The sequence below is a fragment of the Mailhella massiliensis genome, from assembly GCF_900155525.1.
Taxonomy (GTDB): Bacteria; Desulfobacterota; Desulfovibrionia; order Desulfovibrionales; family Desulfovibrionaceae; genus Mailhella; species Mailhella massiliensis.
In genome coordinates, this window is the sequence record NZ_LT706951.1 from 468,378 (window position 1) to 481,668 (window position 13,291).

The window sequence follows — 13,291 nt, forward strand, 5'->3', positions numbered from 1 at the left end:
TTCCTGCACGGAATCTGCCCCGGGCGCAGGGAAGGGAGGCATACCGCCTGAACGCGAGAAGCCGTGCCGGTTGCCCGGCACGGCATGAGAATGCGTTGTTACAGCAGCGAACCGTTCCAGTTGAATTCGCTGGTACGTCTGAGCGGCGGCAGATTCGGCGGAAGGCTCTCCTCCAGACGGGCGAAGAAGGCGTAGCCTGCGCCTTCCAGTTCCTGCCTGTGGGCGGAGAGATCCATGGGCCAGGCGGGATAGATCCACAGGTTGTGCCCGTAGTTGCGCGACCAGAAGGCTTCGCCCTTGGGACTGAAGAAGGCCTCGTTCGCGCGGGCCTGATTCATGCCGTGACGGGATATTCCCACCGGCCAGTAGCCGGAAAGCACCATGCCCATGGGCAGGCAGCACTGACGCGGCAGGGAGAGGTAATCCTCGCCGGACAGTTCGGGGCTGGCGAAGGCGGCCTCAAAACCCATGCCGGCAAGAACGGCCACCGCCGCCGGGTTGGAGATGTTGCAGAACGGCCCGGCCGTGAGGTGGGGTCTGCGCTTGTCCGCATCCATGGGAAAGAGTCCGATCTGCCACGGCGCGTTGCACACGAAATGCGTGGCTCCTCCGCGCAGGGCCTCCACGATGAGGCGCTGCCACAGCGCGCTTTCATCCGGCCAGATGACGGGGGGCAGCCACCACGAGATGCGCGGCATGACCGTGCGGGACACGGCGCGCAGAGCGTTGGCGGACATCCACAGCGCCGTCATCACGGAGCGGGAGGAGCGCGTTTCACGGCCCTGGGGCAGGCTGGAGCGCACCAGATAATCCTGCTGACGTCGGGCGCGGACGGGGCGGGGCAGGTGCGGCGTCCATTCCACAAGGGGGCTTTCCACCTTGCGGCATTTTTCCAGCTTCTTTTCCCATTCCTGAAGAATATGCACAAGCTCCGGTTCCCTGCGGTCGATGAGGAAGACGGGAACGCCGGCCTTCGGCATCTTGTGGCGGGCGAGGCGCAGCGTGCAGGTGCCCGCCTTGGGGGTGCGCCGCGTCACGGGTACGGTGTCGTGCCAGGGTTCGTCTTCATAGCCTATGCGCAGCAGGTCCTTGGGCAGCAGTTCCAGCCGCGGCTTGATGAAGGGCAGGGAGGGCGCGCCGTTTTTCTTTTCAAACTGAATCTTGCCCACCAGCATACCGGAACTTGTGGGTTCGTCGGGCGTGGAAATCTGTGCATCCCTCTGCGGCAGAAAACGCGCACGGGTGACGGGACGGCCCAGCGCCATTTCCAGAAGGGATTCGGCGTCCTTCTTGGCCTGGGGCCAGTCGGGCGTGCCCAGAGCGTCGAGCAGCATACGGTAGGCCGCCACCACATGGTAGACATAGTGGGGGCCTTTTTTGCGGCCTTCTATCTTCAGGCTGCGGATATGGGGTATTTCCGCCAGAGTCTTGACCAGCACGTCGAGGGAAAAATCCTGACAGGAGAAGAAGCGGCCTTCGCGGCTTTTCTGCCTGTAGATGCGGCGGCAGGGCTGCACGCAGCGGCCGCGCAGACCGCTTTTGCCCCCGAGATAGCTCGACCAGTAGCAGCGGCCGGAAACGCACCAGCAAAGAGCCCCGTGAATGAACATTTCAAAGTCCATGTCTTCGGGGGCCTCCTCGTTCATCAGGCGGATTTCGTCGATGGAAAGCTCGCGCGGCAGCACCACGCGCTGCACGCCGAGCTTCTTCACGGCCGGCAGGTCGCGGGGATGGGAAATATTGGCGAGGGTGGAAAGATGCAGTTCTCCCTCGAACCCCGCCTGACGCGCCACCTCGATGAGCCCTATGTCCTGAATGATGAGACCGTGGGGCTGGGCGTCGCGCTGGAGTCTCTTGATGAGTCTTCCGGCGGAAAGAACGTCGCTCCCCTTGATGAGGGAGTTGAAGGCCACATAGATTCTGCGGCCGTTCTGGTTGGCCAGATCCACCATGCGCGCAAGTTCGGTGGTGCTGAAGTTTTCCGCCCCCGCGCGGGCGGAGAAGTTCTTGAGGCCGAGGTAGGCGGCATCCGCGCCGGCGGCCATGCCTGCCAGAAAGCAGGACATGTCGCCGGCGGGAGCCAGGAGTTCAGGCAAAGTGCTTTGTATCATGCTGTCCTATGCTGACGGCTGACCTCCGGCGCATGTCTGCCTGGCCACGGCCATCATGAGTTTTATCCGGTTTATCTGGTTCACTTCGCTCGCGCCGGGGTCGTAGTCCACGGCGGCGATGTTGGCTTCCGGGAAGCGGCGCTTGAGTTCCTTGATCACGCCCTTGCCGGTGATGTGGTTGGGCAGACAGCCGAAGGGCTGCATACAGAGGATGTTGCGTATGCGTCCGTGCAGAAGCTCCATCATCTCCGCGGTGAGCAGCCAGCCTTCGCCGGTCTGCTGCCCGAGGGAAACCACGCCGTTCACCTGTTCGCGCAGTTTGCGGAAGGGAAGCGGGGGAGAGAATCTCCTGCTTCTCGCAAGCACGAACCTGAGAGGCAGCCGCAATGTCAGAAGGGTGCGCAGGAGCAGGTTGCTCATCGTGGCGCGGCCCATGCTGCCGTTGTGGTGCCGCCAACGATACACTTCATCGTACAGTCCGTACAGAATAAAATCGGTGAAGTCGGGCATGACGGCCTCGCCGCCTTCGGCTTCCACGACCTTGACCGCGTTGTTGTTGGCGTCGGGATGATACTTCAAAAGGATTTCTCCCACAAGTCCGACGCGGGGCCTGCGGGGTTCATCCCTGAGAGGCAGGGCGTCGAACTCGCGCACAAGCTCGCCCAGATGCCTGTAGGTGCTGCGCAGCGCGCCGTCGCGGATGTCCTTGTCCAGAACGTCCGCCCATCGGGCCGCCAGCGCTTCCGCGCTGCCTTTCACGCTTTCATAGGGTCTTGTGCGGTACAGAAGGCGCATGAGCGTATCGCCGCATAAAAGCGCCTGCACGCCGCGAAGCAGCATACGCCCGGTGACGCGGAAGCCGGGGTTGCGTCCGAGTCCCGCAAGGTTGAAGGATATCACGGGAATGTCGGTCAGGCCGCATTCCCTGAGCGCCTTGTACAGAAAACCTATGTAGTTGGTGGCGCGGCAGCCGCCGCCCGTCTGGGAAAGGATGAGGGCTATGCGGTGCCTGTCGTATTTGCCGCTCTGAATGGCGTGCAGGAGCTGACCGATCACGGTGATGGCCGGGTAGCAGGCGTCGTTGTTCACATGGCGCAGGCCTTCTTCCACGGCTTCTCTGGAAACGGAATGCAGAAGCTCCGCCTTGTAGCCGCAGGCGTGCAGCATGGAGGGCAGGAACTGGAAGTGTATGGGGGACATCTGCGGAATGAGGATGGTGTGGGTCTTCCTCATGTCTTCCGTAAAGTCCGGGGGCGTCCAGTCGTCTTCTTCCACGGGAGCCATGGGCAGAAGGGTGGCGAATTCCGGCAGGGCCGCCTGCGCGCGGTTGTGCCGGCGTTCCTTCATGGTGGCAAGCAGCGAACGCACGCGGATGCGCGCCGCGCCGAGGTTGGCGCCTTCGTCGATCTTGATCTGCGTGTAGAGCCTGCCGGAACCGGCGAGAATTTCCTCCACCTGGTCGGCAGTCACGGCATCGAGTCCGCAGCCGAAGGACACGAGCTGCACGAGGGAAACCTGATCGGACTGCGCGGCATAGGCGGCGGCGCGGTACAGCCTCGCATGGAAGGTCCACTGGTCCACCACGCGCAGCCGCCCCGGATCGGGCATGAGGTGGGCCACGGAATCTTCGGTGAGCACCGCAAGGCCTGCGGCCGTGATGAGATCGGGAATGCCGTGATGGACTTCCGGGTCCACATGATAGGGGTGCCCGGCAAGAATAATGCCCATCTTGCCCGTCTTTTTAAGGAAGTCCAGTACTTCCCGGCCCTTTTCCTTCAAGTCATCCTTGAACTTTTTCTTTTCGCGGAAGGCGTCTTCCAGGGCTTCCTGAAGCTCCGCGCGGGGGATGCTGCGGAAAAGGTCGAGCTGAAGGAGCATGTTGAGGAGCCCGTCCAGCTCCACGGGCAGGAAGGGGCAGATGAGTTCCACCCCCTGTTCCCGCAGCTTTTCCACATTGTTCTTCAGAAGTTCGGGGTAACCGCCCACCACAGGGCAGTTGTAGCGGTTGTCCTGCGTGAAGAATTCCTTTCTTTCAAAGGCGATGCAGGGGTAGAAGATACGGTGCACGTCCTTCTGGAGAAGGTCCATGATGTGGCCGTGGCTGAGCTTGGCAGGATAGCACACCGTCTGCGAAGGTATGGTGGCCATGCCCTTGGCGAACATCTTCTTGGAGGAGGGGGCGGAAAGCACCACGCGGAAGCCCAGCTTCGTGAACAGCGTGAACCACATGGGGTAGTCCTCGTACATGTTCAGCACGCGGGGAATGCCTATGGTGCCGCGCGGAGCCTTGTCGGGAGCAAGCGGGGTATAGTGGGCGAACAGCCTCTTGTACTTGTAGTCGAAGAGGTTGGGCAGGCTTTCATCCGAGGCGCTTCTGCCCGCGCCGCGTTCGCAGCGGTTGCCGGACACGAAGCGCGAACCGTCGGAGAATCTGTTCACGGTAAGCAGGCAGTGGTTGGAACAGCCCTTGCACCGGGTTACGTTGCGCTCGGCCTGGAAGGAGGCGAGCTCCTCGCGGGAAAGCAGGGTGGAACCCTCGGGAGATTCGTTCTCTCTGGCAATGAGGGCCGCGCCGAAGGCGCCCATGAGACCGGCGATGTCCAGCCGCAGCACCTCGCGGCCGAGACTGAGTTCCAGGGCGCGCAGCAGCGCGTCGTTCTTGAAGGAACCGCCCTGGGCGATGACATGTTCGCCGAGTTCCTCGGGGCTGGATATCTTGATGACCTTGTAAAGGGCGTTCTTCACCACGGAATAGGAAAGCCCGGCGGCGATGTCGCCTACGGAACGGCCTTCCTTCTGCGCCTGCTTGACGCGGGAGTTCATGAATACGGTACAGCGCGTACCGAGATCCACGGGCTTTGCGGCGTGCAGCGCCTCATCCACGAAGGAGGGCAGATCCATGCCGAGGGATTTGGCGAAGGTTTCGATGAAGGAGCCGCAGCCCGCCGAACAGGCCTCGTTGAGCTGGATGCGGTCCACCATGCCGTCCTTCACATGGAGGCACTTGATGTCCTGTCCGCCGATGTCGAGCACGAAGGAGACTTCCGGCAAAAAGAACTGCGCGGCCTTGCAGTGCGCCAGCGTTTCCACTTCGTCCACGTCGGCGTGAAGCCCCGCGCGGATGAGTCCGCCGCCGTAGCCGGTGACGCCCGCTGCGGCGATGCGCGCATGGGCGGGCAGCATGGCGTAGACGTCCTTGAGAATCTGCACCGCGGCTTCGAGCGGGCGGCCCTGGCTCGGCGCATAGGTGTGGTAGAGAATGCGGCCCTTCTCGTCGGTCAGCACGGATTTGATGGTGGTGGAACCGGCGTCGATGCCGAGGTACACCCGCGCGGGGTGTTCCGCGCTTCCTTCAAGCTCGGAAAGCGAGGCGCGTTCGGCGATATGCCTGTCGTGTCTTTCGCGGAAGGCGCGCAGTTCTTCATCATTGCGGAAAAGCGGCGGCAGGGAAACTTCATCGGAGACGTGGGCGCCCGTCGTCAGTTTTTCAGCAAGAGCCGACAGCTCTTCGGCTGTCCATACACGCTCTCCAACCTGCTGCTCGTCGCCGGGAAGCTCGTGCTGAAAAACGGAATGCATGGCCGTCCCCATGGCCACGAAGTATTCCGCATAAGGCGGGAAGACGGCATTTTCTTCCGAAAGGGCCAGAGTTTCCACAAAGCGCTGCCGCAGACTGCCGAGGAAGGCCAGGGGGCCGCCAAGGAAGGCCACCTTGCCTTCTATGGCGCGGCCGCAGGCAAGGCCGCTCACGGCCTGCTCCACCACGGCCTGGAAAATGGAGGCGGCGATATCCTCCCGCGCGCATCCTTCATTAAGGAGGGGGAGAATGTCCGTTTTGGCGAACACCCCGCAGCGCGAAGCGATGGGATAAATGGTGCGGCTTCGCGCGGCGAGTTCGTTGAGCCCCGCGGCGTCGGTGTTGAGGAAAGCCGCCATCTGATCGATGAAGGCGCCCGTGCCCCCGGCGCAGGTTTCGTTCATGCGCTGTTCCACGCCGCCGGTGAAGAAGGTGATTTTCGCGTCTTCCCCGCCGAGTTCGATGGTCACATCCACATCGGGAATACGGCGGCGTATGCTTTCCGCCGAAGCGATGACTTCCTGGACAAAGGGAATGCCCAGTTCCTCGGTAAGGGAAATGGCGCCGGAACCGGTGGCGGCAAGCGTGAAGGTATGACCGGAGAGTCCTCCGTCGGCAAGAGCCTCACGGAAGAGCTGGGCCACAGTGGAACGCACATCGGAAAGATGGCGCTGGTAACGCGCGTAGAGCACGCGGGTAGACGGGTCGAGAACAACAAGCTTCACCGTGGTGGAGCCGATATCAAGACCAATAGCCAAGGTCGACCTTGTATCCATACAAAGACACCCTGAGGGAATCGAACCTTCCCACTATAGGGGAAAGGCCGGAAAAAGGCAAGCGCCTCTTCCCTTGTCCGGGGAAGAGGCGCAGAAGAAACGAAGGGCGGAAGCCTTCGGTACATGCCCCGGAAGCGTTCCGTTGCACGGCCGCGCGGTTCGGGCGCGGTTATTCCTTCATGCCGAGGGCGATGAGCGCAAGGTGCGCGGCTTCCTGCTCGGCGCGCTTGAGACTGCCGCCTTCGGCGACGAAGCATCTGCCGTCGGAAAGTTCAAGCTGCACGCGGAAGGTCTTGGCGTGTTCCGGGCCCGTGCTGGAAAGGGGCATGTACACGGGCAGGGAATGAAGCTGGGCCTGCGTGGCTTCCTGCAGGCGCGTCTTGTAGTCCTTGCTTTTTCTGTCGCTTTCAGGATCGGGCCATTTTCCGGCATAGAGCCGGTGGATGAGGGCGGAGGCTTCCTCGTGTCCGCCGTCGAGATATACCGCGCCGAGCACGGCTTCCATGGCGTCGGCAATGAGGGCGGGGCGTTCTCTTCCCCCCTGGGCTTCCTCGCCGCGCCCCATGAAGAGCATTTCTCCCAGCCCGAGCCCGCGGGCAAGTTCCGCAAGCTTGCCCTCGCTCACCAGGCGGGAACGCAGGCGCGTCATGCCGCCTTCCCTTTCCTTGGGAAAACGCTTGTAGATTTCATGGGAAACATTGACTTCCAGCACGGCGTCGCCAAGAAACTCCAGCCGTTCGTTGTGAACGGTGTTGTGTTCGTTGGCCCAGGAACTGTGGGTGAGCGCCGTGGCCAGGAGGGAAATATCGCGGAAGCGGTACCTGAGGCGCGCTTCGAGTTCCGAAAGGCGTTTCAACGTGTCGGGGGAAAAGGCAGACCTTTGCATGACAAAACTCCTCGTACCGGAAAGAAATAGGCCTACATGCCGCAATTGGCAATAGCCCCGTGCCGACTTGACAAGAAGGCCGGTACTTCCTACTTATCTACCACAACATTCAAGGAGTCCTGCCATGGCCTATGATATTCGTCTTGTAAAAATCGTGACCGGTGAACTCATCATCGGTAAATTCGACGCCGAAGCCAACGCTCTGACCGACGTCGCCATCATGCAGACCGTACCCACCCAGCAGGGCGTCCAGCTCATGATGCTGCCCTACGGCTATCCCTTCGATCAGGAATTCAACGGCCGCATCGAGGCCAAGCACTTCCTTTTCGAATACTCCCATACTCCTCAGGAAGTGCAGGACAAGTATCTGGAAGCCTGCTCCAAGCTGTCGCTTTCCTCCGGCGGCCTGAACCCCAATCCTCAGCAGGGCGGTTCCGGGCTCATCCTGTAGTTTCCCGCTCACAAGCATGAAAAAAGCTTCCGGCACCCGTCGGAAGCTTTTTTTGTGTTCTTGTTCCCGGTCGTCCGTATTCTTCTTGCGCCCGACCTTCCGGGGGGCGTCATGCTTTCCGGCAGCTCCCTGCCGGAGACGGAACAGGGCTGTTTTCGGAAAGGGGAGGAAAAGATTTTCTCCCCGTGCAAAAGCCTTTTCCGGCGGGGACGGAAAAACGGCGTTCCGGGGCCTCGTTAAAGAGCGGTGAGCATGTATTTCCGCACCAGCGCACGGGCGGCGTCGCGGCAGGCCTCGTCCGTCTCGTTCTGCGCGGAAAGGCGGAGCAGGGGCATGGCTTCGGCCACGAAGTCCGGCCTTGCCTCCAGAAGCCGCGCAATGGCGTGATAGCAGGAAATCCGCAGGGGCGCGTGGTCGCAGAAGCCGGTGCTTTTTTCTTCAGGAGCGTCGTAAATGTAGTGGAGGAGCACGCGGCGGAAGGTATCGGCCAGGGGCGGCACCTGGGCCAGGGTTTCTCCGAAGGCTTCGGGAATGCCCCATCCTATGTTGCCGGATTCCTCGTTCATGTGCCACATGAAGCGCCGTACGATGTTCTTTGCGTCTTCCGGGGAATTCCTGTAGACTTTCGCCATGACGCCGCCCATGGCGAAGGCTGCGCGTTCCGCCATGCTGCCCCCTTCCGTGAGGCAGGCGAAAAGGGCGTTGGCCAGAGAAAGGGGGGATTCCTCCCCGCATTCTGCGGGAAGGGGCTGATCCTTGGACCAGCCTTCGCTGCGGAACCATGCACGCAGGGTATTTTTCAGAGAGCGGAAACGGGGCATGAGGGTACTCCTTCTTTGCATGGGGAACATACTATGGATGCCCGGGCGATGTCCAGTTTTCCCGGTTTTTTGCACCCCATGCAATTGGGGCTTGACAGAAAGGCGATTACAGGACAATTATTCGAGTTCCTGTTGCGCTAACCAGCCCCGCCCAGCGGGGAATTACTTGGAGGATTCCTATGAGCAAAGTTCTTCAGAACGCCGTCAAGACCGAAGCCGGTGTTGAAGTGAACGGCATTCCTGTTCAGCCCATCGTTGAAAACTGCAGCGGCTGCGACCGCGTCTGCGAATTTGAAGGTCAGCAGTTCTGCTCCAGCTACCCCATGCCTGCCAAGAAGTGGACTTCCGGCAAGTGCAACTTCGCCACCCACATCAAGGTGGAAGTCGCCGCCAAGGCCAAGGTCAACCCTCTGAAGGCTTCCAAGCGCGCCGCCAAGGGCCGCTAAGCCGACACGTTTTACAAGGCCTCCGGGCCTTGTGCTCAGGCCATCCGGCGGGGTGCTCCGGCATCTTTGCGCGCCTTTCTCTGAAGAAAGGCGCGACCGTCTTTTTCTTTCCGGCCTCCTCACCGGGCATTGCGCGTCAATGCCCGGTGTTAGGCGTTTAATGGAGTTCTTATGTCTCTGGAACAAAAGAATGCGATGCTTGAGGCGCTTTCCGGCTGCGCCGGGCGTGTTTTTGAACTGCAGAGCGCGCTGACCGCCATGCGCGGACTCGGCCCCGAAAACGGAGGCGACGGGGAAAAGAACAAGGCCGACTACCTGGAAAAGTGGCTCCGTTCCTTCGGTGTCGACAGCATAGAGCATGTGGACGCCGCGGACGAACGTGTTTCTTCCGGCATACGGCCCAACCTCATTGCAAGAGTTCCCGGCCGCACGTCGCGCACCCTGTGGATACTCGGGCACATGGATGTGGTTCCCGCAGGCGAGGAAAGCCTGTGGCATACCGATCCGTGGGTGGTCACGCGCGACGAAAAGGACCCCGATCTCATCGTCGGACGCGGCGTGGAGGATAATCAGCAGGCCGTCGTCTGCGGCTGCCTCATCGCTGCGGCGCTCAGGGAAAAGAACATCGTGCCCGATCTCGGCCTTGGCCTTATCTTCGTTTCCGATGAGGAAACGGGCAACGCCTACGGCATACAGCATCTTCTGCGTGAAAAGCCCGACTTCATTTCCGAAGGCGACCTCGTCATGGTGCCCGACTCCGGCAGTCCCGACGGCTGTTTCATTGAAATCGCGGAAAAGGGCATTCTGTGGCTGCGCGTCAGCATAGAAGGGCGGCAGTGTCATGCCTCCCGGCCCGACGACGGCAACAACGCCCTCACGGCGGCTGCGGCCATGATCATGGGGGCGGCCGAGGTGGAAAAGCGTTTTTCCGCAAGAGATGCGCTTTTCTCGCCGGATCGTTCCACCTTCACGCCCACCCGGCATGAAGCCAACGTACCCAATGTGAATACCATTCCCGGCAAGGAAGTGTTCTATATCGACTGCCGTGTGCTGCCCTGCTATTCGCTGGACGAGGTGCTTGCCGCCTTCCGCGCTCTTGGAGCGGAAATAGCGGAAAGCCGTAACGTCCGGGTGGAGGTCGAACCCTACATGCAGGAACCTGCGGCCGCGCCCACGCCGGAAGACAGCCCCGTGGTCTGCAGCCTGAAAAGGGCGGTGAAGGAAGTTCTGGGGGTGGACTGCCGCTGCGGCGGCATAGGCGGTTCCACCGTGGCCGTCAATTTCCGCGAGCGCGGTATTCCCGCGGTCGTGTGGTCGCTCATTTTTGAAAACTGTCACAGCCCCAACGAGGCGGCCCGCATCTCCTTTGCCCTCAAGGAAGCGCAGGTTTTCGCTTCCATGCTGTTTGAAGCGTAGGCGGACTTGTCATGCGCTGCATACAGGTCGTCAACGTCCGCTGGTACAACGCCACCGCATGGTACGGCGTAACGCTTGCGCAATGCCTGCAGAAGGCGGGGCATGAATCCCTCGTGGCCGGACTTGCCGGCACGCCGCCGCTTCTGAAGGCGAAGGAAATGGGGCTTCCCACCATAGAGCTGCCCTTCAACAGCCAGTCTCCCGCAACGATTGTGAAGCTGTGGCGCGGCATGGGCGATCTGGTGCGTTCCTTCAGGCCCGACGTGGTCAACTGCCACAGAGGCGAAGCGTTCGTGCTGTGGGCGCTGATGAAGAAGCGTTTCGGCTTTACGCTGGTGCGTACCCGGGGGGATCGGCGTCTGCCCCGGGGCGGAGCCGTCAACCGCTGGCTGCACTGCGAGGCCGCCGATGCCGTCATCGCCACCAACAGCCTCATGACGCGGCATTTTGCCGAAGCGCTTCATGTTCCTTCCTCCCGCCTGTACACCATTCTCGGCGGGGTGGATACGGAACGTTTCCACCGGGATGAAGATGCCCGGCATCAGATGCGTGAGCGTTACGGGTACGGTGACGACGATATCGTCATGGGACTTCTCGGCCGTATGGACGTTGTGAAGGGCGTCAAGGAAAGTATCGAGGCTCTGGCGCTTGCCCGCAGGCTTTCCCCGGAGGCCCGGCGACTCCGCTTTCTCGTCATCGGCTTTGATTCGGAGTTCGGCACGGCCGATGTGGCCCGCTGGACGAGGGAACTGGGGCTGGGCGAGCTTGGGGAAATCGTCACCGTCACGGGCAGGGTGGAGCGGCCGGAAGCCGTCATTTCCGCTCTGGACTTCGGCATTCTGGCTTCCCTCGGGTCGGAGGCCATCGCCAGGGCGGCTCTGGAAATCATGGCGTGCAACGTGCCCCTCATTTCTTCCACCACGGGGGTCATGCCCGACCTTTTGCCCGCGCGGTACTGCTTCGCTCCCGGCGATGTTCCGGCCATGGCGGAACGCATGGTGCAGGCGCTCGACGAGCCGTGGCGCAGGGAACTGGCCGGAATATGTCATGACCGCATTTTCCGTGGCGGCCTGAGGCTGGAGGACTTTCTTTCCTCCACATTGCAGGTGTACGAAGAGGCTTCACACCGGATCTGAGCTGCCCGGAGATGATAGGGCCCGTCTGCTTTCCGGCAGGCGGGCTTTTTTTACGGGCGTCGATCGTCCGGGCTTTCCCTGTGCCCGGGGAATCCGTCGCCCGGCAGGGGGAGTCTGTGGCGGATTGTACGGCAGAAGTCATTCCTCCGGCATGGCGCAGGTCCAGAGATTGGCCCGGACGAAATGCGGATCGTAGCGGTTTTCCTCAAAGAAGTCCTGAAGCGGATAGCCGAGGAGAATGAGGCATACCGGGCGCACCATGCCCGGCAGGGCAAAGGCCTTCATGAAGGCCGCTTCCCGTTCTTCCACGGGGTGAATGCCGCACCACAGCGAGCCTATGCCCATGCCCCGTGCGGCCAGCATGACGTTTTCCGCCGCTGCGGCGCAGTCCTGCGGCCAGAAGACCGTCTGCGGAGAAGATGACGTGTCGCAGCAGACGAGCAGCGCAAGCGGGGCTTCGCGTGCGGGACCTGCCGAAGGATGAAGTGCGGGCAGCCTGTCGAGATGCTCTCTTTCGGTAACGGCTATGATGCGCCTGGTGCGGGCATTCTCCGCGGCAGGCGCGGCAAAGGCCGCTTTGAGCAATACGTTTTGTTCTGCTTTTCCTACGGGCCTTGCGGCAAACCTGCGAATGCTGCGCCTTGTGAATATGGCGGTGAGCGTGTCCGTGCTTTCCATGGTTTCTCCTTTTTTTTCAGCATACGAAAAAGAAGGAGAAGAAAAAGACCGCAGAGGCGTGATACTCATCTCGGGCATGAGTATCACGCGGCGTTCAGCAGGATTGCTGCTCCGGGTCCTTCTCCCACAGCGTGATGGCACGGCATACTTCTCCCTTGTCTGCGCTTCTCTGTATGGAATGAAGGCGCGTACAGGGCACGGGGCGGCCGAACACTTCCTGCGGGGAGCCGGCAGGGGCGAGTGCCGGAGCGCACAGGCATTCCAGCTTATCCTGCGGAAAACTCTCGGCCCTGAAGGTGATGTCCACAAGGCGGGGCGTCAGGGGTTCCTTCCAGTTGTGCAGGAGCGCCGGAGCGGGGGGAAGGTTTTCCAGAATCCAGGCAAGGTATCGCGTATTGTTCACATGCCCGTTGATGTCCAGATCATCCCTCCGTACGATGAGAGGACAGCGCGAGGCTTCTTCCGGCCTGATGCGCGGAATGACGTGGCAGGCGAAGGGTTCGCAGGGGCGCGGCGCTGCGGGGTACTTCGGCGCGAGCTGATCGGGCAGGCGGGCCATGCAGCGCCCGGCAAGCTCCATGACCGACCATGCGCTTGTTCCCGTGACGATGAGCGTTCCGTTTCCGTCGCGGACTTCATAGCCGCGATGACCGAAGCGGTCCATGGTGGAGGGCCAGGTATGGATGACGAGTTCCTCGCCTGCACGGGGAAGCCGGACAATGCGCAGGGCAAGGCGTGTAAGCACCCAGGTAAGTCCGTGAGGAAGGAGCGCCTCTTCGCCGAATCCCAGTCTGTCGGCGTTTCTTCCCGCCGCTTCCTGAAGCCAGTTTCCCAGCGCGGCAAGCGTGGCTACGCCGTTTTCTCCGATTTCCCCATAACGAACCATGAGGTGCAGATCGGAACCGTTCTCCGGGCAGAGGTTTATTTCGGACATGGGCCGCCTCGCTTTCTCGTTGTTCCTGCCGGAATGCAGGGAACGAGTCGCCGCGCATT

General features: G+C 61.6%; 10 protein-coding genes. 4 read left to right on the forward strand and 6 right to left on the reverse strand.

Translation table 11 applies throughout. From position 1 onward, the window contains the following. Positions 1-98 precede the first annotated feature (98 nt). From CZ345_RS07750 to rnc, 3 genes are all read right to left on the reverse strand, one after another. Positions 99-2,111, reverse strand: coding sequence for a peptidase U32 family protein (locus tag CZ345_RS07750; RefSeq protein WP_077072582.1), 2,013 nt, complete (start codon positions 2,109-2,111; stop codon positions 99-101). Positions 2,112-2,117: 6 nt separating this feature from the next. Further along, positions 2,118-6,464, reverse strand: coding sequence for a 2-hydroxyacyl-CoA dehydratase (locus CZ345_RS07755; protein WP_077072583.1), 4,347 nt, complete (start codon positions 6,462-6,464; stop codon positions 2,118-2,120). Positions 6,465-6,633: 169 nt separating this feature from the next. Continuing rightward, positions 6,634-7,350 (reverse strand): ribonuclease III, encoded by a 717-nt coding sequence (gene rnc / locus CZ345_RS07760; RefSeq protein WP_077072584.1) that lies wholly within the window; start codon positions 7,348-7,350, stop codon positions 6,634-6,636. Between the two features lie 124 nt (positions 7,351-7,474). On the opposite strand from rnc, the gene CZ345_RS07765 reads away from it, so the two are divergent. Continuing rightward, positions 7,475-7,801 carry a hypothetical protein gene (locus CZ345_RS07765; RefSeq protein WP_077072585.1) on the forward strand — a complete coding sequence of 109 codons (327 nt, stop codon included), beginning with the start codon at positions 7,475-7,477 and terminating at the stop codon, positions 7,799-7,801. Positions 7,802-8,037: 236 nt separating this feature from the next. Here the strand turns inward: CZ345_RS07765 and CZ345_RS07775 are convergent, their stop codons facing one another. Continuing rightward, the gene (locus CZ345_RS07775) at positions 8,038-8,622 is read right to left on the reverse strand and encodes a DVU0298 family protein (RefSeq protein WP_077072587.1); all 585 of its coding nucleotides are present in this window, start codon (positions 8,620-8,622) and stop codon (positions 8,038-8,040) included. 179 nt (positions 8,623-8,801) lie between these two features. Between CZ345_RS07775 and CZ345_RS07780 the strand changes: the two genes are divergently transcribed. The 3 genes from CZ345_RS07780 to CZ345_RS07790 all read left to right on the forward strand — a co-directional run bounded on the left by CZ345_RS07780 (position 8,802) and on the right by CZ345_RS07790 (position 11,620). Then, positions 8,802-9,068: a PxxKW family cysteine-rich protein gene (locus CZ345_RS07780; RefSeq protein WP_077072588.1), complete on the forward strand. Its 267-nt coding sequence runs from the start codon at positions 8,802-8,804 to the stop codon at positions 9,066-9,068. Between the two features lie 171 nt (positions 9,069-9,239). Then, positions 9,240-10,484 carry a M20 family metallo-hydrolase gene (locus CZ345_RS07785; protein WP_077072589.1) on the forward strand — a complete coding sequence of 415 codons (1,245 nt, stop codon included), beginning with the start codon at positions 9,240-9,242 and terminating at the stop codon, positions 10,482-10,484. Between the two features lie 11 nt (positions 10,485-10,495). After that, complete coding sequence (locus tag CZ345_RS07790; protein ID WP_077072590.1) at positions 10,496-11,620, forward strand: glycosyltransferase family 4 protein; 1,125 nt, start codon at positions 10,496-10,498, stop codon at positions 11,618-11,620. 138 nt (positions 11,621-11,758) lie between these two features. Here CZ345_RS07790 and CZ345_RS07795 read toward each other — a convergent pair whose 3' ends face one another. Continuing rightward, positions 11,759-12,298 (reverse strand): nitroreductase family protein, encoded by a 540-nt coding sequence (locus CZ345_RS07795; protein ID WP_077073008.1) that lies wholly within the window; start codon positions 12,296-12,298, stop codon positions 11,759-11,761. Between the two features lie 94 nt (positions 12,299-12,392). After that, positions 12,393-13,232, reverse strand: coding sequence for an acyl-[acyl-carrier-protein] thioesterase (locus CZ345_RS07800; protein ID WP_077072591.1), 840 nt, complete (start codon positions 13,230-13,232; stop codon positions 12,393-12,395). Positions 13,233-13,291 lie beyond the last annotated feature (59 nt).

Excerpts from the sequence above, each read along its gene's own strand:
- CZ345_RS07795 (WP_077073008.1), bottom strand. The coding sequence starts at position 12,298 with ATGGAAAGCACGGACACGCTCACCGCCATATTCACAAGGCGCAGCATT.
- CZ345_RS07800 (WP_077072591.1), bottom strand. The coding sequence starts at position 13,232 with ATGTCCGAAATAAACCTCTGCCCGGAGAACGGTTCCGATCTGCACCTC.
- CZ345_RS07775 (WP_077072587.1), bottom strand. The coding sequence starts at position 8,622 with ATGCCCCGTTTCCGCTCTCTGAAAAATACCCTGCGTGCATGGTTCCGC.
- CZ345_RS07765 (WP_077072585.1), top strand. The coding sequence starts at position 7,475 with ATGGCCTATGATATTCGTCTTGTAAAAATCGTGACCGGTGAACTCATC.
- CZ345_RS07750 (WP_077072582.1), bottom strand. The coding sequence starts at position 2,111 with ATGATACAAAGCACTTTGCCTGAACTCCTGGCTCCCGCCGGCGACATG.
- CZ345_RS07780 (WP_077072588.1), top strand. The coding sequence starts at position 8,802 with ATGAGCAAAGTTCTTCAGAACGCCGTCAAGACCGAAGCCGGTGTTGAA.
- CZ345_RS07755 (WP_077072583.1), bottom strand. The coding sequence starts at position 6,464 with ATGGATACAAGGTCGACCTTGGCTATTGGTCTTGATATCGGCTCCACC.
- CZ345_RS07790 (WP_077072590.1), top strand. The coding sequence starts at position 10,496 with ATGCGCTGCATACAGGTCGTCAACGTCCGCTGGTACAACGCCACCGCA.
- CZ345_RS07785 (WP_077072589.1), top strand. The coding sequence starts at position 9,240 with ATGTCTCTGGAACAAAAGAATGCGATGCTTGAGGCGCTTTCCGGCTGC.
- rnc (WP_077072584.1), bottom strand. The coding sequence starts at position 7,350 with ATGCAAAGGTCTGCCTTTTCCCCCGACACGTTGAAACGCCTTTCGGAA.